This is a genomic window from Paenibacillus hodogayensis (assembly GCF_039536325.1).
GTDB classification, from domain to species: domain Bacteria; phylum Bacillota; class Bacilli; order Paenibacillales; family NBRC-103111; genus Paenibacillus_AB; species Paenibacillus_AB hodogayensis.
Genome location: NZ_BAAAYO010000009.1, coordinates 60,848 through 81,321, shown reverse-complemented (window position 1 = coordinate 81,321; position 20,474 = coordinate 60,848). Strand labels below are relative to the sequence as shown.

Here is a 20,474-nt window from a genome sequence, read left to right as displayed (position 1 = left end):
TCTGTTTTTTTGTAGTATTTTTTCCGAGTAAACGACAAAAAACAGAAAGATGTAAACTAATTAACATGATCGAATCAATGTGTCGCTTGTAAAACCGATTCTTTTGCCTATAATCTAATTAATATAGTGTTGATTATATAACACACTGTAAATTTAGTCTAGAGAGTCTTGAAAGGATGGAGTAGGTTGAGCACCAGCAGTGCAGTAGAAAGTACGAATGTAAAGAAGGGACCGATCTTATTCATTATGATTTTAGGCGCTTTTCTAGCGATCCTAAATCAGACCATCATGAGTGTGGCTACACCCGAGCTCATGAAGGATTTCAGCATCACGGCTGCAACAGCGCAATGGCTCACTACCGGCTACATGTTGGTAAACGGCGTGCTTATTCCCATCACGGCCTATCTCATGCAGCGGTTTACCACGCGCCAGCTTTTTCAGGCCTCTATGATGATCTTTCTTGTCGGTACGATCGTATGCGCCTTCTCCGGCACCTTCCCTGTGCTTTTGACCGGACGTATGATCCAAGCCGCTGGGGCAGGTATCATCATGCCGTTGCTGATGACCGTAATCTTGACGCTTTTTCCGCCTGAAAAACGCGGCGCGGCCATGGGCATGGTCGGGTTTGCGATCATTTTCGCCCCAGCCATCGGGCCAACGCTCGCCGGGTATATTCTTGAAAACTATGCTTGGGAATCGATGTTTTACGGCATGATCCCTCTGGGCCTTATCGTTATTATCTGCGGGTTTATTTATTTGAAAAATGTATCGGAACGCGTTATAACCAGCATCGACATGCTCAGTGTCGTCCTCTCCACGATCGGATTCGGCGCGCTGTTGTTCGGGTTTAGCCGGGCTGGAAGCTTGGGCTGGTCGAGCGCGGAGGTGCTATCCTTCGTCGGTGCAGGTATATTGTCTCTCGCCTTATTCACTTGGCGACAGCTCGTCTCCGAGAATCCGTTACTTGAACTCCGGGCGTTCAAGTATAGCATGTTCTCCTTAACAACCGTTATCAGTATCGCGGTTACGATGGTGATGTATGCCGATATGATGCTGCTGCCGCTCTATTTGCAAAGTGCCCGCGGCTATTCCGCGCTGGAGTCCGGTTTGCTGCTCTTGCCCGGAGCGCTTGTGATGGGCGTTCTCATGCCGGTCGCCGGAAAGCTTTTCGACCGTTATGGCGCGAAATGGCTGACCGTTATCGGTCTGATCATTACGATTCTCACGACTGCCGGCTTTATTAATTTGACGGATTCCACCAGCTATACTTACCTGGTGCTGATGTCTACAGGCAGAAGGATCGGGATGGCCTTATTCATGATGCCTCTGCAAACCGCAGGATTAAATCAATTGCCGAGTCGGCTTAACGCGCATGGCACGGCGATCTCGAATACGATTCGGCAAGTAGCCGGCGCAGTGGGAACATCGTTACTCGTGACGGTCATGTCGACCCGTACTGCTGCCCATCTCGCGGATACGATAGCATCAGGAGCGGCTCAAGGCGTGACTAAAGAACAAATGATTACGGAAGCCACCATCCAAGGAATCAATGATGCGTATGTCGTCATTATCGGGATTGGCATAGTGGGACTGTTGCTTTCCTTCTTTATCAAACGCGTGAAGCAAGCTTCCGGGGAACAGACAGTCGGGGTTTTGAAAACGAAAAAAGCCGTTTGACTTTAAAACCTTAAGTAAAGGCAACGCCCATTCACTTCCCTCGCGGAAGCGGAATGGGCGTTGTTGCTGTTGCGGAACGGCATGATGAGCAAATTGGGATCAGTACGCAATCGTTTCCCCATCTGACGGAATCCGGACTTGTCCGGCAAGCTGAAGTTCTTTCAGACGATGCTCCAGGTCCGCTTTTGTGACCAGGCAGTGGTTGATGGCATCCATATGAACGGCAACCACTTGAGCTTCCGGCGCATAACGGCATAATGACGCAATATCCCTATCGTCCATCGTAATCGGATCGCCGTACGTAAACCGGGCGCCTCCGGCGTTGACGATGATCACATCCGGACGATAGGCGTCGATCGCTTCGCGCACGTCGTCGCACCAGATCGTATCCCCGGCGATATAGAGGGTCGGTTCTCCAGCAGCCCGCAGAACGAAGCCGGATACGTTACCCATCAGCTTGCCGATCTCGCCGGTGCCATGCTGACCGCTAGTGCGATTCAACATGATGCCCTTTTGGTCGAGCCCTTCGGAGATCGCAGTCACATTCGTAAATCCGTCGGCCGAGATCTGCTCATCGTCCCCCGGCTGACAGATGACGGGAACGGAGGAGGAGAGGCGTTCTTTAGCCGTGCCGTCCCAATGGTCGTTATGGAGATGGGTTACAATAACGGCGTCGGGCGCCAGCCACTGTTCTACCGGACCGGGCAGCGGAACGAGCGGATTGCGTCTATCGTTGGGCGTATTGGGAAAGGCGGGATACGCGCCGGAATCGGCCAGCATCGGATCGACCAGAAACCGAAGGCCGCCGTAGGCAAGCCAAAGCGTAGCATTACGTACAAGTTGTATTTCCATCACGAATCGCTCCTTTCGAAAATGGCGTATGATACAATTATAAAAGAATCGCGTGCATCGCTACATAACTTGCTGAAAGCAAATCACTTTACCGGCTTACGCGGTGAAAGGAAGTTTATCGATATGACAAGCGGCTTGACGTTGGATCATTTGGACATGGCTATCTTGAAGCTGCTGCAGGCTGACGCCCGGCTGTCCAACAAAGAAATCGGCGAGCGCGTTCATCTGACCGGCCAAGCCGTCGGTGCGCGGGTGCGCAAACTGGAGGAGGCCGGAGTTATCGAAGGGTATACAATACGTTTGAATGCCTCCCGCGTCGGTCCTGCCGTCCGGGCATTTGTAACGGTTTTCCTCTCTTCGGGAGCGGCGCACCAGAAATTTCAGGCGTATGCGGCAAGCCAGGAAAGCATTGCCGAGGTACATCGGGTCAGCGGGGAAGGCTGCTACTGGATGGCCGTTACGGTGGACGACTCGCGGCAATTGTCCGAACTGCTCGACGGCCTGCTGCCGTTTGCGAATTATAAAGTCAGTATGTCCATCGACCGGATTAAATAAGGCTTGAAAGGAGCGGGATTTGACGGACCTGCCCGTAGAGATTACAATCATATCATACTGATCGATACAAAAAGAGGTGGCCATTGGTGCGGAGACGGGAATTCGATGTGGAACAGGCGCTGGACGCGGCCATGCAGCTGTTCTGGGAAAAAGGATACGAAGCCGCGTCGTTGAGCGATTTGACGTCCGCCATGGGCATTCAGAGACCTAGTCTGTACGCCGCTTTCGGGGACAAACAAGGTCTGTTCGAAGCGGCGCTGCGCAAATATACGCAAGCCCATGCCCTCGCGCTGCGCTCCATTCTGCATAGCAAAACATCTGTGAAAGAAAGCTTTCGCTCCCTGTTCGAAGGGCTTGTCGAAGCGGAATACGCCGGAAACCGCAACCGGGGATGCTTTTGCATCAATACGATCGTGGAGCTGGCCCCGCACGATGAGAAGTTTGAGGTGCTGACCAGAGAACACCAGATGTACCTCGCGGCTATTTTTCAAGAGGCGATCGAACGAGGCAGGAAAGCGGGGGAACTGGAGCCCGGAGAGAATGACAAGGCGCTGGCGCAGACGCTCGTCGTCTCGCTGATCGGACTGACCGTCATGATGAAAGCCCGGCCGCCGCGTACGATGGCCGATCATTGCGTCGAGGTGACGCTCACGCTGCTGAAATAATCCAGTCCGTATATCTCCAAAAAAAGGGAGCCGAAGTGCCAAATCCTTGCTATAATGCATAGAGCACGCACGTGCATTATCGTGTACCCCGAAGATGCGGCACGAGGGGACGCGGAGCGCAAAAGGATGGTGGCCGGCTATGGCATTGCAGGCGTGGCGAGTTGCGCCAAGCAGCATTAAAGCACTGTACATCTGTTCTTTTCTTATGAATTTGGGTTTTTACGCCTTGATTCCGTACTTGACGCTGCACTTGACCGGTCACTTTCTATGGTCGCTGGCGCTAACCGGTGTCCTGCTTGGCGTCCGGCAGTTTTCGCAGCAAGGGCTGACGTTCGTCGGGGGCGTCGTGGCAGACCGATTCGGCTGCAAAGAGACGCTGGTGATCGGCGTCGGGGTGCGCGCGGTCGGCTTTTTGGCGTTTGCCTTCTGCGGCGAGGTGTGGCAGTTTTTCGCGGCGGCAATCGTTTCCGGTCTGGGCGGAGCGCTGTTCGATCCGTCGTATCAAGCTGCGTTCGCGCGGCTCACGCCGGAGGAGCATCGGAAATTACTGTTCTCGTTCAAAAATATCGTGTCCAATCTGGGCATGGTTTCCTCGACGATCGTCGGCAGCGTGCTGAGCTCGCTCGATTTTTTTTATTTGTCGCTTGTGTCCGGGGGCATCTATATCGTGATCGGCTGTGTCATCGCCTGGTCGCTGCCGAGGCTCACGGTGGAGTTCTCGCGCGACAGCGTGTTCGCGGACATCCGGACGATATTCAAGGACAAGCCTTTTGTCACGTACACGCTTATCCTCGTCGGATATTACTACTTGTTCATGCAGCTGTTCTTGACGCTGCCGCAGCTGGCCGAGACGGTAACCGGGAGCAAGAGCGGCGTTGCTTACGTCTATGCCGCTATTTCGCTGTCGGTCGTCGTTTTGCAGTTTCGCGTTACCCGTCTCATTCAGCGGTTTGAAAACCGGTTTATGCTGATCGGGCTCGGCACGCTCGTCATGGGTCTCGGGCTGTTCGCGTTTGTTTTCGCCTTCAATGTGTGGCTGCTGCTGGCCGGTTCGGTCGTATTCGCGCTCGGCACGATGATCGCCGGCCCGCTGCTGATCGATGTCGTGCCGACGTTTGCTCCTCCGCGACAGATCGCCTCGTATTACGGCTTTAACGGCTACTCGTTGGCGATCGGCGGTGCGTTGAGCACGATTGTAGGGGGCTGGTTCTACGATCTGGGCACACATCTCGGCAGACCGGGCTTGCCGTGGCTCGTCTGTCTGCTCGTCGCCTTGCTGGCCTCCTGGAGATTGTTCAAGCTGAAAGACAGCCATAACCGCTTTCAGAAAGATTCTTCCGACTTGGCGCAGCCATGAAATACGTCTTAGACTTGGCCGTACTTGCGAAATGCTTCCTTCGGCCCATGCCTGTGCCGGTGACCGAGACCGGGACCAATTGAATGAACGTACACTCGCTAGAGTGAACAGCCGTAGACGCCTGCCTGCGGCTTTTTTTAACGTTGCAGAAAGTTTAACTTCGCTAAAGTGGTAAAGCGGTAAATCAGTAAATCGGTGTAAGTCGAAGAGCGACATTCTGTACCAAGAAAAGCAACCTCTAAAATTCGGCTGCGCTTCATCGAATTGGCTTCGATCCGAAGCTTTTTTAATCTATCTGCGCACCCCGTTAAAGCCATCGTTACCGAAGTTAACCGTCATCGCTTATTTAAGCCGCGGAACCGGCGTTTTTTCGCGGTGGAGGCCTCGGCTAATGTCCGAAAGAACCTTATCCGCGCCGGCTGTCCGCCATTTTGCCAATATAGTGTTCCTTCGAGCACTATGGAGCGCCGAAAGCCGCGGAACCGGCGTTTTTTCGCGGTGGAGGCCTCGGCTAATGTCCGAAAGAACCTTATCCGCGCCGGCTGTCCGCCATTTTGCCAATTTAGTGTTCCTTCGAGCACTACGGAGAGCCGAAAGCCGCGGAACCGGCTTTTTTTCGTGCCGCGCCGCTCATTTTGCTAAACTCGATCCGACGCTTTTCTTATGACCTGCCCTCCTTTGCCTGCGCGTTCTGATAGAATCCGCGGCAATTGGATACCCTAACCAGACAGAGGAAGGGGGGCGGACGGTATGGAAGTTCCGGTGCAAGACGGTTTGTTCCCGGACGGGGGGAGGGCGGAGCTTTCTTCATTCAAGCAGGCGCTGCGCGAGCGGATCGGCGACAGTCCGGATATTATTTACCGCGATATCGTACTCGGCGAAGTTCCCGGGTTCCTGGTATATATCGAAGGCATGGCCGAGCCGCGGCACATACTCGAAGCGATTCATCAGGACGTCAACTGGCGCGATGCGGGCTTAGAGCGGTCCGGGGAGGACTTGCTCCAACTGCTTCGGGAACGTATCGTGCGGGAAGGAAAAGTAGCGTCCGTCGAAACGCTCCAACAGGCGACCGCCGCGCTGCTATGCGGCAATACGGTCGTTTTTCTGCAAGGAGCGGACCGCGCGCTGGCTATCGGGACGGAGCAGCTGAAGCAGCGGGATGTGCAGGAAGCGAGCTCGCAGTCCGTCGTCCGCGGGCCGCGGGAAGGCTTCACCGAATCGCTGCGCGACAATACGGCGCTCGTCCGGCGGCGCATTCGGAACCCGCGGCTGCGGCTCTGGCAGACGAAGCTCGGTAAAGATACGCAGACCGATGTGGCCGTTATGCACATCGAAGGCAAAGCCGATCCCGCCGTGCTGCAGCGGCTGCTCGACAAGATCGTACAGCTCGAACTCGACAGTGTCCTGGAAAGCAACTATATCGAGGAGCTGATTCAGGACCGGCGGTACAGCCCGTTCCCGACCGTCTACAACTCCGAACGTCCCGATGTGATCGCCTCCTCGCTTTTGGAAGGCCGTATAGCGGTGTTCGTGGACGGGACCCCGTTCGTGCTGGTCGTGCCGGCGCTGTTCGCCCAGTTTTTCCAATCCAGCGAGGACTACTATCAGCGGGGGGATTTCGCCAGCCTCGTCCGGCTTCTTCGTTACTTATGCTTCGCCATCTCGCTGCTGACGCCCTCCTTCTATATCGCCATTACGACGTTCCATCAGGAAATGATACCGACCAATCTGCTGATGAGCCTGATCGGCCAACGGGAAGGCATTCCGTTCCCGGCGTTTATCGAGGCGATTACGATGGAGATAACGTTCGAAATATTGCGGGAGGCGGGCATCCGTCTGCCCAAATCGATCGGCCAGTCGGTATCGATCGTCGGAACGCTCGTGATCGGGCAGGCGGCGGTCGAGGCCGGACTTGTCTCGGCGGCGATGGTCATCGTCGTCTCCATTACGGCGATCGCCAACTTTGCTCTGCCGGCGTTCAACATCGGGATCTCGGTCCGGCTGCTGCGATTCGTACTGATGGGGATCGCCGCTTCGTTCGGCTTGTACGGCATTATCATTGCCATGGTGATGCTCGGGCTGCATCTATGCAGTCTGGAGTCCATGGGCATTCCCTATATGACCTCGTTCGCGCCTTTCACCTGGAGAAGCCAGAAGGATGCGCTGCTGCGGCTGTCCCGCAGAACGGTAGCGAAATATTTCGCCCATGAGAGCCCGGACCGTTCGGCGCCCGGGCAAGAGGAAGGCGCGCCATGAGGGGCCGCGCGGCAAAGACGGTGCTGCTGCTTGCGTGTTTGTCCGTCCTGCTTAGCGGCTGCTGGAGCCGGAAGGAGCTGAATGAGCTGGCGGTCGTCGTGGCGCTCGGTATCGACCTGCACAAGAACGGCTACGCCGTGACGGCGCAGGTACTCAATCCCAATGAGGTGAGAACGCAGAAGAGCACCAGCGGAGCGACACCCGTCATCACATACAGCTCGGAAGGAAGGACCGTTCCGGACGCGCTGCAGCGGATGCTCATAGAAGCGCCTCGGATGCTTTATTTGTCCCACGTCCGCGTGCTGGTGTTCGGCGAGGCGCTTGCGAGAAAGGGGCTTAGCGATACGCTGGATTTTATTTCGCGCAATCAGCAGCTCCGGACCGATTTTTTTTTGCTTGTCTCTCGCGGAGCCCAGGCTGCGGACGTGTTGAAGATCGTGACACCGTTCGAGCATGTTCCCGCCAATTCGCTGTACACGTCCATCGTGATTTCCCATCAGAAATGGGCGGCTACGGGAAAAGTCACACTGCAAAAATTCATTACCGAGCTCGGTCGGGAGGGCTCCAATCCGGTCTTGTCCGGCGTTCATGTGACCGGCAGCGCGGAAAAGGGAAGCTCCCTCGGCAACCTGCATAAGATCGACCCCGACGCGCTGCTCCAGCATGCCGGACTGGGCGTGTTCGAAGAAGATCGGCTAGTCGGCTGGCTGGACGAAAGCTCAAGCAAGACCGCCAACTACGTGCTGGACGAGGTCCATACGACGATCGGCTACGTGCCGTGTCCGGGCAGCGGCATCGCAGGGGTGGAAATTGTCCATTCGGACAGCGATATTGACGTCTCGCTCGGGGAAGACGGCAAGCCGGAGTTTACCGTTCGTTTGGACGTCGAGACGAACCTGAATGCGGCAGAATGCTCGATGGATTTGAGCAAACCGGCTACGATCGAGAATATTCAGGAGAAACTGAACGAGAAATTCGCCCGTTCTCTCGAAGGGAATATTCATGAAGTGCAAACGAAATACGGGGCCGATATATTCGGGTTTGGCGAGGTGCTGCACCGCAAATATCCAAGCGTGTGGGCCAAATACCGGGAACGATGGAAGGACAGCTTCGGCGGGATGAAGGTGAGCGTCGAAGCGGACGTTACCATACGGCGCATCGGTTCCATCGTCCAGCCGGTACGACGGGAGATGAGGGAATGATAAACTGGAGCATGACGCTGGCCTTGCTGTTTCTCCTTGTCCCGGTTGCGGAAGCGCCTCGCCTGTTGAAGCTGCGCTCGACGCGGGATACGGTCGTGTTCGGGATATTGTGGACCATCGCCTTTGCCGCCATCGGGGCGGAATGGCTGGGGCTGCCCATGCCCCGTCCGCTCGATTGGATTCGCGCGGCTACGCGGCCGCTGAGCGGGCTGCTATCATAACCGTCGATAGGGTAGGTGTGCGTAATGAGGGAGAACGGTCTGGCCGGACGGCAGTTTTTTATCATGACATTCGGCTTGACGGTAGGAACGTCCATCCTGGTGACGCCGGCCGGGCTGGCGGGAACCGCCGGGGGAGATGCCTGGCTTTCCTCGCTGGTCAGCCTGATGATCAATATGGCGATGGTTGCGCTTTATATCGTCCTGACCCGGCTGTATCCGGGCCGGACGCTGTTCGAAATACACGAGGCGGCGCTCGGGACATGGGCTGGCAAAGCGTTGACGCTGCTGTATTTGTTTTATTTCCTCATTCTGGCCGGCACGCTGCTCGGCAACTTGGGCTTTTTCCTGTCCAGCGAGATTATGCCGGAGACGCCGATCGAAGCGATCCAGATCCTATTTTTGGCGGCCGTTGTCATGTGCGCCCGTCTCGGCATCGTGGTGCTGGCTCGCGTAGGCGAACTGATGTTTCCATGGGTCATCGTCCTGTTCCTTTTTCTGGCGCTCGCGCTGCTGCCCCAGATCGATTGGAATCACATCAAGCCCGTTCTGGAAAAAGGCTGGGCCCCGGTCGTCAAAGCCGGCTTGCATTCCGCGATGTTTCAGGAGTTGGTCGTGCTGCTTATGTTCATTCCGCTCGTCAGGGAAGGGAAGAAGGCTTCACACGGCTACTTGGCAGGAACCGCCCTGGGCTCTCTGATGCTATCGACCGTCGTGCTGTTGAGCGTGCTTGTGCTCGGCGTCCAGCAGTCCGCCAACAGTACGTTTCCCGCCTTCGCGCTGGCCAAGACGATCAATATCGGCAATTTCCTGCAGCGCGTGGAAGGACTACTCATCACGATTTGGGTACTGACGTTTTTCATGAAGACGATGCTGCTGTTTTTCTCGATGCTGAAAGGGTTCCAAACGTTATGTCGGCTGAAAAGCTACCAACCGCTGGTCTATCCGCTGGCCATGCTTGTGCTCGTCATTGCCTGGAATACGTACATCAACACCGTTTATGTCGGGGAAATTATCCAAAAGGTATGGTCCGTCTATTCCATGCTGCATGTGCTGGTCATTCCGCTTGCGATCGCGGCGATTGGCGCGGTCCGGAAGCGGTTGACGTCGCGATAAGCGCGCAGACGAAGGTTTACGTAAAGAAAACGGCAAACGGCAAAAGCCGGCGAAGCGGGAGAGTCCTGGACGGACTGCTCGCTTGCCGGCTTTTTGACCGTGTAGATGAAGCGACTTTCTAACGAAACGATCAGGGTTGTCCCGTAACCGCTACGCTTGTTTACCCGAACCGCCCTAGACTGACGTCTGTCCAGCTGTCCCCGGTGGCGGGCGCGATCAGAAGCTTAGTAAGCCGACCAGCCGCCGTCCGCGGTAATGACCGTGCCGTTGACAAAGCTGGAGTCGTCGGAGGCGAGGAACAGGGCGACTGTCGCGATGCGCACCGGTTCGGCCGCTTCACCGCGCTGCAAGCCCATGCCGGCCATCGCCTGCTCCAACCCGAACGGATCGGGCTGCGTAATGCCCGTGCCGATATTGGTGGCGACGGCGCCCGGGGCGATCGCGTTACAGCGGATGCCGAGCTTGCCGTATTGAAAGCCGACATTTTTGGTCATGCCGACGACCGCGTGCTTGGAGGCGGTGTAGGCGAGGCCGGCTCGCGACCCGTACAGCCCGCCGACGGAAGCCGTATTAATAATGACGCCGTGACCTTGCTTCGTCATGAGCGGGATCGCTTTGCGAATGGCTCTCATCGGCCCGGTAACGTTAATGTCCATGACGCGGTTCCACATCTCGTCCGTCACCGCTTCGGCGGACATCATCTGGTCCATGATACCGGCGTTGTTCACCAATATATCCAGTTTGCCGAAACGCTGGACGGCGGTGTCGATCATCTGCGCGACGTCTTCTTCTTTGACAACGTTCGTCACCGTCCCGACAGCCTCTCCTCCGGCAGCGACGATTTCCTGCACGACGGCGTTGACCGCCGCTTCGTTAATGTCGGCGACGACGACGCGCGCTCCTTCTTTGGCGAACAGCAGAGCCATTTCCTTGCCCATTCCCGATGCGGCCCCGTAATGACGGCGGCTTTCCCTTGCAGCTTCATCGTTCCTCATCCTTCCCGGTTTTTGTTCGTTCGATCGTCTTCCGGCGGGGCTCCGAGTTGTCCTCTCCATCATAACAAGCTGGAACGGTATTTAGTATGACATTGTGGTGGATTTTGTAATCCGTACCCGGCTAGCCGCGGCACGGCTTGCGGCTCAAGCGAAGAAGACGCCCCCTCGCCCCGGAACAAAACGGGAGATAGAAGCGTCTTCGTATGAAAAGGAAGGGGCCTGTGCGAACTTTCCGGTCCGTCAGTACCGGTCCATGATGAGCTGCGTCTTCAAGGAATCTTGAGCGAGCAGCCAGCCTTGGCCTTGCAGATAGGAGATGAGCTGGCTTTGCTTCGACGCGGCGTCGGTCTGGTTGGCTGTTTTGAACGAAGCCTCGACGATATATTCGGTGCCGGTGCCGTCGGCGTCCTTGATCGGCCATATTTCGATGTAAAGCTCGGTCTGGTTCCATTCGCCGATATACCGTTTGGCCAGCACCGGTCCGTACTTACGGGAGTCGTTCAGCATGACCGTCCCCCAGCCCGTATAGAGCCAGCGATCCAGCTTACCGGGGATGTTGGCGGTCAGCAGGTTGCGGGAATCTTTGGCGGAAGGCAGGTCCATGCCGCTGTAGCCTGATTTTTTGCCCGTCTTTTTCGTCGAGATGCTCAGCGTTTTGTTCAGATAGCCCCATTCCACCTGCGCCTCGTAGTTCGTATCGGTGCTGTCGAACCCTTCGAGGTTCGCTTGGGTCAAAGCCGCGGCAATATTGCCGTTCACAATCGGGTAGCGCTTTTTGTAAGTCAATTCGAAGTCGTTTTTGTCCTCGATTTTGCGGATTCTCGCGCTCCAGCCGTTGTCGTACAAATCCCGGTTGTCGGTGTCCATGAACAAGACGTTCATCTTCGTCACCGTATCGGGCATGTCGAACGCATTGCGCACCCCGCTTTTCAGCTTATGATCGGAGTTCAGCACCGCCGTCGGGTTCATCAGCAGCTTCACCTCGTAGTCCGGCACCATGTTGCTCGCCGATTTGACGGGCGGGGCCGCCCACAGCGTGACGCCTACCAATAAAGTCGATACAGCGGCAACCATCGCTCCCGTCCAAGCTTTGTTCCATTTCATCAAGCTCATCTCCCTTAACCGGTATAGTCGACGCAAGTCTTTGCCTGCGTTCAAGCTTAACGGTAAACGGATTGTGTATTCTCCATGTCAACGGCCGATGTAGTTATTGTAAAAAAAAGGAATCTTACTAAAGCTCGACCTTCCGCAGATGGGAGACAAACGATTCCATCAAGGCGGACGGCTTGCGGTCCACATTGACGGCGCAGTAAACGAAGCGGCTGAACGTCTTGCCCGGAATCGGGCTGATCGCCAGCAGTCCCTGCCGGGCTTCCTGACTAACGGCAAGTCTGGAAATAAACGAGATGTGGTTGCCCAGCATAACCGTTTGCTTGATCGCCTCCAGCGAGTCAAGCTCCAGCAGCGTATTGAGCCGGATGCCGTTGGCGCGTACCCACTTGTCGGTCATGCGCCGCGTGCTGGACTGCTGGCCGTGCAGGACGAACGGAAACCGGGCCAGCCGCTCGGGGTCCGGATCGGCAGACTGGGCAATGGGGTGCTGCGGGGCGCAGATCAGCACCAGCTCGTCCTCGCAGATTGCCTCCGAATGCAGGGAAGGTGTCTGGAACGGCTCCGCCGACATAATGCCGAGATCGATCTCGTGATGGACCAGAAGCTCTTCGATGACCGGGGACGTCTTGACGGCCAAGGAAATCGAAATGTTCGGATGAACGGCGGCAAACGCGTTGAGCACGACCGGCAGCACGTAAGTCGCCGGCACATAGCTCGCGCCGATGCTCAGCGTTCCGCGTCCCGCATCGGCAAACTCCTGCACGACGCGGCCGGCTTCGCGGGCCAGCGCGTTGATTTTGACCGCATAATGCAGCAGCGCATAGCCGGCTTCCGTCAAATGGGTTTTGCCTGCGCGCGCCTCGAACAGCTGCACGCCCCATTCCTGCTCCAAGCCTTTCATATGGAAGGTGATCGTAGGCTGCTTCAGCCCGAGGGCGTCGGCCACGGACGTAATTTTCCCGTGCTTCGCCAGCAGCTCGATGATTTGAAATTTCAACAGACTGATGTTCATGCTGCTCATCCTCCGCCAAGTTCGATTCGGTCAGGATTATTATAGATTAAATCTATGAAACTATATAGTATCCATTGATAAATTTAACAGTAGCTTTACGTGGCGCTAACACTTCGCGATTGTTTGTCTTGTACACTTGAACCAGTAACAAACGAAGGCGGGAGAAGAAACATGGATGTCGTAATCAGCGGACTCCGCAAATCGTTCGGCCAGGTCGCGGCTTTGAAGTCGACGGATTTGACCATCAAGCAGGGAACGTTCACGACGCTGCTCGGCCCCTCGGGGTGCGGCAAAACGACGCTGCTGCGTCTGATCGCCGGTCTGGAGCAGCCGGACGGCGGCGAAATTCGCATCGGGGACGAATGCATTCATTCTTCTTCGCGAAGGATGGACAAACCGGTCCACAGCCGCGGCTTCGGCATGGTGTTTCAGGACTTTGCGCTCTGGCCGCACATGACTGTGTTTGAAAATGTCGCGTTCGGCTTGCGGGCGGCGAAGATGACGAAGGATCTGCGGGAACGCGTGCAGGAGGCGATCGCGATGGTCCGCTTGAGCGGAATGGAGCAGCGCTATCCGGACCAGCTGTCCGGAGGCCAGCAGCAGCGGGTCGCTTTCGCCCGCGCAGTCGCGACGAAGCCGCGGCTGGTGCTGTTCGACGAGCCGCTGAGCGCGCTCGATGCGGTCCTTCGCGATGAGATGCGGGTCGAGCTGATGAGTCTCGTTCAACGCATGGGGCTGACCGCGTTGTATGTCACCCACGATCAGATCGAAGCGATGTCGATGTCCGACGAGATTGTGGTCATGCAGGATGGCGGGATTTTACAGCAGGGCAATGCGGAAACGATCTACCGTCGCCCGGACCATCCGTTCGTCGCCCGTTTTATTGGGAAGTCGAATTGGATCGAGCGGGACCGCGCGATGATTCGGCCCGAGCATGTCCGGTTTACGGCAGAGCACCGCGAGGAAAGCAGCTATACCGGCACGATCGCGACCGTCAGCTATGTGGGCGAGCGATACGAGCTGCAGCTGGATATGGGGCCGATGGGAACTTGGGCGGCCTATCATCACCAGCGTTTACCCGTCGGAGAGACGATGCGGGTCTATGTCTCCCCGCAGCAAATCCATCAGATGAAAGCCAATTAAGGGAGGACTTACAAGTGAAACAAGTAAAAAGCGGGGCTATGCTGCTGTTGACGATGGCAGTGGGATTGGGATTGACGGCATGCGGCGCGAAGCCGGCCGGCACGAATACGAACGGAAGCGGAAGCGCCGCTCCGACGCCGCCTAAGACGGAGGCCGCTGCGCCGGCAAAGACGGAAGCGCCCAAAGAAGAGAAGAAGCTGAGCGGCAAGCTGGTCGTGTACAGCGCCGGTCCGAAGGAGTTGGCCGAAGGGATTCAGAAAGGATTCGAAGCGAAAACCGGGGTCAAAATCGAAATGTTCCAAGGCACGACCGGCAAAATTTTGTCGCGTATGGAAGCCGAGAAGGCGAACCCGGTCGTCGACGTCGTCGTATTGGCATCGCTGCCTTCCGCGCAAGGCTTGAAAAAAAGCGGCTTGACGATGGAGTATAAAAGCGCGGTCAATGCGGATAAGCTGATCCCCGAATGGTCGGACAAGGAAGGTCATTTCTTCGGCTACAGCGCCTCCGCCCTCGGTATCGTGTACAACACGAAGCTCGTCAAAACGGCGCCCAAGGAATGGGACGACTTGACCAAAGAAGAGTGGAAAGGCAAAGTCAACATTCCCGACCCGGCGCTGTCCGGCTCCGCGCTCGACTTTATTACCGGCTATTTGAACGTCAAGGGCGAGGCGGGGTGGTCGTTGTTCGAGCAGTATAAGAAGAACGGCGTAGCCCAGGCGGGAGCCAACCAGGAGGCGCTCGATCCGGTCATTACGGGCGCGAAAAGCGTCGTAGCCGCAGGCGTCGATTACATGGCCTACCAGGCCAAGGCAAAGGGCGAGCCGGTCGACATCGTTTACCCGGCCAGCGGAACGGTCATCAGTCCCCGTCCGGCAGCCATCGTGAAGTCGAGCAAAAACGTCGACAACGCCAAGGCGTTCATCGATTATCTGCTTTCCGACGAAGCCCAGAAGATGGTGGCGGATACGTATTTGCTTCCGGGGCGCAAAGACGTGAAGGCGAAGGATCGCGCCGGCGCGGACCAAATTCCGACTATGAAGGTCGATTGGACGTGGATGGATACGAACGGCGAAGCCGCAACGAAAAAATTTACGGAGATGTTCAAATAACTTGAACCGAACAATACGATACCCTTTTCTCGGGATGACTCTGGCGATCCTGCTGCTCGTGCTGCTGGTAGTCGTCCCGCTCTTCTCTATTTTTTTGACCAGCGTTCGTACCGACAGCGAGTGGGACTTTCTTGCTCCGCTGCGAACGATTATGGAGAGCGATCTGGCCGGAGTGTTTCTGAACTCGATTTGGCTCGGCCTGTGCGTCGTTCTCGGCGCTACCGTATTCGCATTGCCGCTGGCGTGGATTATGGCCAAGACGGATTTGATCCGGCATCAGTGGCTGGACGTCATCCTGCTTGTTCCGTTTATGACGCCGCCTTACATCGGTTCGATGGGCTGGATTTTGTTCATGCAGAAGAACGGCTACCTTGAGCAGCTTGCGCCGTTCGCGGCCGGCTGGTCGGATCGCTTCTTCAGCTTCGGCGGCATGACGCTCATCATGAGCCTGCACTTGTTCCCGTTTCTGTATCTCGTCCTGCGCAATGCGCTGATCCAGATCGGAGGCAGCAAGGAGGACGCGGCCGCCGTTCACGGAGGACGGTTTATGTACCGGTTCGTCCGAATCGTCATGCCGCTGCTGCTGTCCGCTTATGCGATGGGGGCGCTGCTCGTCTTCGTCAAGACGATCGCCGAATTCGGAACGCCGGCTACGTTCGGGCGCAAGATCGGCTACTACGTGCTGACGTCGGAAATTCATAAATATATTTCAAGCTGGCCGATCGACTTCGGCAAGGCGACCGCGCTCGCTTCCGTGCTGCTCAGCACGTGTCTGCTGCTCTGGTACGTGCAGTCGGTCGTCAGCAGCCGGTTCTCGTACCGGCTGGTCGGGGGCAAAGGCTCCCGCTTCAAGCGGTACCGGCTGAACGTTGGCATGCGGCTCGCCTGCTGGCTGTATGTGACCGGACTGCTCGTCGTATCGATAGGCGTTCCTTATTTCTCGATCATCGCCGCTTCCTTGATGAAGCTGCGCGGCGTCGGGCTGGCCTGGAACAACCTGACACTGAACTATTACGCGGAGCTGCTGACATGGGGCTCGAAAAGCATGCAGGCGCTCTTGAACAGCATGAGCCTGTCGTTGACTGCCGCGACGATTGCGGTTATTCTGGGCACCTGGTTCGCGCTGACGATCGGCCGCTCCAAGACGTGGCCCCAGCGGCTGACCGATCTGTTCAGCCTGCTGCCGAATACGGTTCCCGGCATCGTTATCGTCGTCGGGCTCATCCTCGTCTGGAACGCGCCCTGGATGCCGATTCCGCTGTATAACACGTATGGCATGGTCGTGCTGACGTATGTGGTTTTTTTCCTGCCGTATACGGTGCAGTACGTCAAATCCAACTTTTCGCAGCTCGATCCAGCCTTGTTCCAGGCCGGGCAGGTGTTCGGCGGCAAGCCGTTCTACGTATTCCGCCGCATCCTGCTGCCGCTGATCGTGCCGGGCATGCTGGCGGGCTGGATGATGACCTTCACGATCTCGATCCGCGAGCTGGTCGCCTCGCTGATGATTTTGCCTCCTTCGATGGAGACGTCGGCCACCTATATATTCGCCCAGTTCGAGCAGGGCAAAGTGTCGCTCGGCATGGCGATGGCCGTCGTATCCGTCGGGGTGACGACCGTTATGCTGCTTGTTATCAATTACTTGAGCGCCAAGAGAAAGTGGAATGTGACATGACTGAATTGACCGTATGGGGAGGGGCCGGCGAGCACGGCCGCTCCTGTTATGTACTATCCGACGGGCGGGTTCGCGTTATGCTGGATTGCGGCGTCAAAAAAGCGGGGGCCGGCGAATACCCGCTGCTGGACGAAACGGTCGTTTCGCAGCTCGACGCCGTTTTTTTGTCCCATTCGCACGAGGATCATTCGATGGCGATCCCGCTGCTGTACAAAATGGGGTACGCCGGGACGGTGTGGACGACCCGCGAAACGGAGGAGCAGCTGTCCGGGTACTTCGCTTCCTGGCAAACGTACGCGGAACGCCACGCCGCCGGGTTGCCTTACGGCCCGGAGCATATCACCGCCATCCGCTGCGCTTATCTGGAGGACGCCGCGCCGGCGCGGCACTGGTTCGAGGCCGCACCGGGCATACGCGCCCGGTGGGGCAGAAGCGGCCATCTGCTCGGCTCCGTCTGGCTGCAGCTGGATTTGAACGGCAAGCGCATCTTTTTTTCCGGGGACTACTCGGGGGAGTCATCGCTGCTTGCCGCGGATTCGCCGGAATGGACCGACTGCTCCGCGACGTCGCCGGAGACGATCGATCTGGCGATTGTGGATGCGGCTTACGGGCTCGACAGGGAAAGGCAGGACGAGAAAATAAGCAGGCTGCGCTCGGCGGTGGCGCATACGCTGGAGCGCGGAGGGACCGTGCTGCTGCCCGTACCGGCGGTAGGCCGGGGCCAGGAGCTCCTGCTGTGGGCGCGGGAGACGTTCGCGGACTGTCCGCTGCTGGCGGAGAAAGAGCTGCTCGCAGGGCTGGAGCGTCTCGCGCTGCGGCCGGAATGGCTGAAGCCGGGGGCGGTAGAGCGGATTCACGCTTTGCTTGCCGGCCGCTCGTTCCAGGTTGCGGAGGACGACGTGCACAGAGAGCGCTTTTTGACGTCCGGCAGGGGCGGAATCATCGTGACGAGCGACGGGATGATGCATTCGGCCAAAGCCCAATGGTATTATGAAAGGCTGGTTGGTAGCGAAGACAATGTCGTTATCCTGACCGGTCATCTGGCGCCGGGCTCGTTCGGCCGCACGCTGCTGGAAGTCCCGGCGGCTGCCGGGCGCTGCCGGGCGTTGTTCGTCAGCTACAAGGTGCACCAGGGGCTGCCCGACGTGCGCGCGATGCTGCGGGCCGTGCCGAGCCGGCGAAGCTTGCTCGTTCACGCCGCGAAGGACGGGACGGACGCGCTGCGCAGGCAGCTGGAGGAGGAGACGTTCCAGGGGCTGTTTTCTTTGCAGGCGGGGGAGACGCTGCCGTTCTAAGCTCGCGGCAGGCTTGCCGAGAGAGCGCGCAGGGGAGGCGGGAGCCGTTCGGATACTCGGCCGGCCATCAGCCGCTCTCGGTCCCGATTTTGTAAAATGAGCTTTGGGCGACATCGATAAAATTGTGGGCGGAGGCCGAGAGCTCCCGTCCTTTTTTGTACGCTACGCCGTAAGAACGGGTCGTATGTTCGCCGATCATGCGGCAATACGTCGGCTTCTCCGCATGCGCAGACGAGCCCGTCAAAATTTCCGGCACGAACCCGACCCCCATGCCGTTGGCGACAAGCGCATCCACCGTATCCCAGTTCATCGTCTCGAAAACGATGTTGGGCGCAAATCCGGCTTCGCTGCATAAACGGAACCCCATACTCGTAAACTTCTGCTCTTTTTTCAAAAAAATAAACGGCTCGTTCCGCGCCAACCTCAGGTCGATAAAGGGCATACCGCCCGACAGCGGAGGGGTCAGACTCCTGTGCAGCTCGTGGTCTCTGGGTATGGCGAACAAAATTTGCTCCTGGTAAATAGGCCGGTATTCGATTTCCGAATCGGCAAGCGGGAGCGGGATCATGGAGAAGTCGACCTTGTCCTCCCGCACGAGCTGTTCGAGCGCCGCGGAATGCATTTCCGTAATGTCCAGCGCGACCCGCGGATACAGCTTATTGAACGCCGGAATGATACGGGGCAGGTACAGCTTGCTGTAGAACGGAGAAATGCCGATGCGAAGCTGCTCCTCTCCCGTATCGGCGATTCTTTGCTTCAAACGTTCGCTCATGCGCAAAATTTCGCTGCCCTCTTTCACGAACAGCTCTCCCGCGCTTGTCAGCCGGACCGTGCTGTTCTCGCGGATGAACAGCGGCGTACCGAGCTCGGCCTCCAGCTTCCGGATGCACTGGCTCAAGGCCGGCTGGCTGACGAACAGCTTGTGGGCCGCCTTGGAGAAGCTCAGCTCCCTGGCCACCGTGACCGTGTACTGGATGTCTCGCAGCTGCATATCGGTCGTCCCTTCCTATAACTTTTTATTATAGGTGCATTGTATCTAACTATTTCACGGAACACAAGCGGACGATTATAATGAAAACTGTCCGGCACCGCAGACGGGTGCAGGCTGACAAGGAAGAGGGCGATTGATGGTTTCGTTTAATAGTAATTAACACACGACTGCCTAGGGCGGGACGCGTTTGTTTCGCCTACAAAAGAAAGCGCTTTCACGATTGTTGACAATTTCTTAATAATGCTGTTAACAGTCCGATGATGAATCCGGTTTACAATAACTTCGATGTCGGTCCGAGTTTGTCCATAAGACTGAAGGGTCCGGACATTTACCTAAACAGAGGAGGTGGTCGTATGACTGCTGCCAGGTTGCGCGAGAACGCCATCGGGTACCTGCTGATTTTGCCCGCCGCCTTGCTGCTGCTGGTCTTCGTCATTATTCCGATCTTTTACAGCGCGGGCTTGAGCTTGCTTTCCTGGGACATGATGCGGCCGAAGCCCGTCTTCGTCGGACTGGACAACTACGGGAGCCTGCTTGCAAGCGAGAAGTTCTACAATTCGCTCGGACGGACGCTTCTGTACGCGGTCATGACGGTACCCGCTTCGATGCTGCTGTCGCTGGGGTTCGCCCTGCTGCTGGATAAAGGGCTGCGCTTTGCGATGACGATTTACCGCTCGTTTTTTTTCGCGCCGATCGTGACCTCGACTGTCGCGATATCGGTCGTCTGGATGTATATTTATCACCCCGATTACGGGACGGCCAACTCCGTCCTGGCCTGGTTCGGAATCGGTCCTCTTCGCTGGCTGAACGCCTCGGATACGTCGCTGCTGTCGCTGGCCATTATGGCGATATGGAAGCAGACCGGGTTTTGCGTCGTCATCTATTTGGCCGGCTTGCAAGCCATACCCGTGGATCTGGAGGAAGCGGCCAAGGTGGACGGCGCCAGCTTGTTCCGGATCATCGCCCAGATCAAGCTGCCTTTGCTGACGCCGACCGTGTTCTTCCTGCTGATCTATCTGACGATCGAACAACTGCAGACATTTACGCAAATTTCCGTCATGACCCGCGGCGGGCCAGCGGAGAGTACGGAACTGATCGTCATGCATTTATGGAAATATGCGTTTGAACGGTTCCAGATGGGCTATGCCTCGGCCATCGCCATTGCGATGCTCGTCATTATTTTGCTGCTCACCTGGGTGCAAATGGCTTTAATCGGCCGCAAGGTGCATTATCAATAAATCGCTTA

At 57.0% G+C, this 20,474-nt stretch carries 17 protein-coding genes and 1 pseudogene; 13 read left to right on the top strand and 5 right to left on the bottom strand.

What is annotated here, in order from left to right; genetic code table 11:
* The first annotated feature begins 246 nt into the window (after positions 1 to 246).
* Positions 247 to 1,677 carry a DHA2 family efflux MFS transporter permease subunit gene (locus ABD796_RS18915; protein ID WP_344910625.1) on the top strand — a complete coding sequence of 477 codons (1,431 nt, stop codon included), beginning with the start codon at positions 247 to 249 and terminating at the stop codon, positions 1,675 to 1,677.
* A 99-nt stretch (positions 1,678 to 1,776) separates the two neighbouring features.
* Here the strand turns inward: ABD796_RS18915 and ABD796_RS18910 are convergent, their stop codons facing one another.
* A complete protein-coding gene (locus tag ABD796_RS18910) occupies positions 1,777 to 2,529 on the bottom strand; it encodes an MBL fold metallo-hydrolase (RefSeq protein WP_344910473.1) in 753 nt (250 codons plus the stop codon).
* A gap of 123 nt (positions 2,530 to 2,652) precedes the next feature.
* On the opposite strand from ABD796_RS18910, the gene ABD796_RS18905 reads away from it, so the two are divergent.
* The 7 genes from ABD796_RS18905 to ABD796_RS18875 all read left to right on the top strand — a co-directional run bounded on the left by ABD796_RS18905 (position 2,653) and on the right by ABD796_RS18875 (position 9,898).
* Positions 2,653 to 3,084 (top strand): Lrp/AsnC family transcriptional regulator, encoded by a 432-nt coding sequence (locus ABD796_RS18905; protein WP_344910471.1) that lies wholly within the window; start codon positions 2,653 to 2,655, stop codon positions 3,082 to 3,084.
* An 83-nt stretch (positions 3,085 to 3,167) separates the two neighbouring features.
* A complete protein-coding gene (locus ABD796_RS18900; protein WP_344910469.1) occupies positions 3,168 to 3,749 on the top strand; it encodes a TetR/AcrR family transcriptional regulator in 582 nt (193 codons plus the stop codon).
* Between the two features lie 139 nt (positions 3,750 to 3,888).
* A complete protein-coding gene (locus tag ABD796_RS18895) occupies positions 3,889 to 5,106 on the top strand; it encodes an MDR family MFS transporter (RefSeq protein WP_344910467.1) in 1,218 nt (405 codons plus the stop codon).
* A 750-nt stretch (positions 5,107 to 5,856) separates the two neighbouring features.
* Positions 5,857 to 7,362 (top strand): spore germination protein, encoded by a 1,506-nt coding sequence (locus ABD796_RS18890; RefSeq protein ID WP_344910466.1) that lies wholly within the window; start codon positions 5,857 to 5,859, stop codon positions 7,360 to 7,362.
* Positions 7,359 to 8,564, top strand: a complete 1,206-nt coding sequence (locus tag ABD796_RS18885; RefSeq protein ID WP_344910464.1) for a Ger(x)C family spore germination protein — start codon at positions 7,359 to 7,361, stop codon at positions 8,562 to 8,564. Before ABD796_RS18890 ends, ABD796_RS18885 begins: the two co-directional genes overlap by 4 nt.
* On the top strand, positions 8,561 to 8,785 hold the full coding sequence (locus ABD796_RS18880) for a hypothetical protein (protein WP_344910463.1): 225 nt from the start codon (positions 8,561 to 8,563) through the stop codon (positions 8,783 to 8,785). Before ABD796_RS18885 ends, ABD796_RS18880 begins: the two co-directional genes overlap by 4 nt.
* A 24-nt stretch (positions 8,786 to 8,809) precedes the next feature.
* Positions 8,810 to 9,898 carry a GerAB/ArcD/ProY family transporter gene (locus ABD796_RS18875; protein WP_344910461.1) on the top strand — a complete coding sequence of 363 codons (1,089 nt, stop codon included), beginning with the start codon at positions 8,810 to 8,812 and terminating at the stop codon, positions 9,896 to 9,898.
* Positions 9,899 to 10,122: 224 nt separating this feature from the next.
* On the opposite strand, the pseudogene ABD796_RS18870 reads toward ABD796_RS18875, so the two are convergent.
* From ABD796_RS18870 to ABD796_RS18860, 3 genes and pseudogenes are all read right to left on the bottom strand, one after another.
* Positions 10,123 to 10,883 (bottom strand): annotated as a pseudogene (locus tag ABD796_RS18870) (glucose 1-dehydrogenase).
* Positions 10,884 to 11,133: 250 nt separating this feature from the next.
* Entirely contained in the window at positions 11,134 to 11,997 is an 864-nt protein-coding gene (locus ABD796_RS18865; RefSeq protein WP_344910459.1) for a hypothetical protein, read from the bottom strand.
* Between the two features lie 127 nt (positions 11,998 to 12,124).
* Complete coding sequence (locus ABD796_RS18860; protein WP_344910457.1) at positions 12,125 to 13,018, bottom strand: LysR family transcriptional regulator; 894 nt, start codon at positions 13,016 to 13,018, stop codon at positions 12,125 to 12,127.
* Between the two features lie 171 nt (positions 13,019 to 13,189).
* Between ABD796_RS18860 and ABD796_RS18855 the strand changes: the two genes are divergently transcribed.
* The 4 genes from ABD796_RS18855 to ABD796_RS18840 are packed head-to-tail and all read left to right on the top strand — an operon-like array spanning position 13,190 to position 18,237.
* Positions 13,190 to 14,161, top strand: a complete 972-nt coding sequence (locus ABD796_RS18855) for an ABC transporter ATP-binding protein (RefSeq protein ID WP_344910454.1) — start codon at positions 13,190 to 13,192, stop codon at positions 14,159 to 14,161.
* Positions 14,162 to 14,199: 38 nt separating this feature from the next.
* Positions 14,200 to 15,270, top strand: coding sequence for an ABC transporter substrate-binding protein (locus ABD796_RS18850; protein ID WP_344910623.1), 1,071 nt, complete (start codon positions 14,200 to 14,202; stop codon positions 15,268 to 15,270).
* 34 nt (positions 15,271 to 15,304) lie between these two features.
* A complete protein-coding gene (locus ABD796_RS18845; RefSeq protein WP_344910621.1) occupies positions 15,305 to 16,942 on the top strand; it encodes an ABC transporter permease in 1,638 nt (545 codons plus the stop codon).
* Entirely contained in the window at positions 16,939 to 18,237 is a 1,299-nt protein-coding gene (locus ABD796_RS18840; RefSeq protein WP_344910452.1) for an MBL fold metallo-hydrolase, read from the top strand. Before ABD796_RS18845 ends, ABD796_RS18840 begins: the two co-directional genes overlap by 4 nt.
* A gap of 67 nt (positions 18,238 to 18,304) precedes the next feature.
* On the opposite strand, the gene ABD796_RS18835 is transcribed toward ABD796_RS18840, so the two are convergent.
* Positions 18,305 to 19,228, bottom strand: a complete 924-nt coding sequence (locus ABD796_RS18835) for a LysR family transcriptional regulator (protein ID WP_344910450.1) — start codon at positions 19,226 to 19,228, stop codon at positions 18,305 to 18,307.
* Positions 19,229 to 19,581: 353 nt separating this feature from the next.
* Here ABD796_RS18835 and ABD796_RS18830 point away from each other — a divergent pair, with 353 nt between their 5' ends.
* Positions 19,582 to 20,466, top strand: coding sequence for a carbohydrate ABC transporter permease (locus tag ABD796_RS18830; protein WP_344910448.1), 885 nt, complete (start codon positions 19,582 to 19,584; stop codon positions 20,464 to 20,466).
* Positions 20,467 to 20,474: the final 8 nt, after the last annotated feature.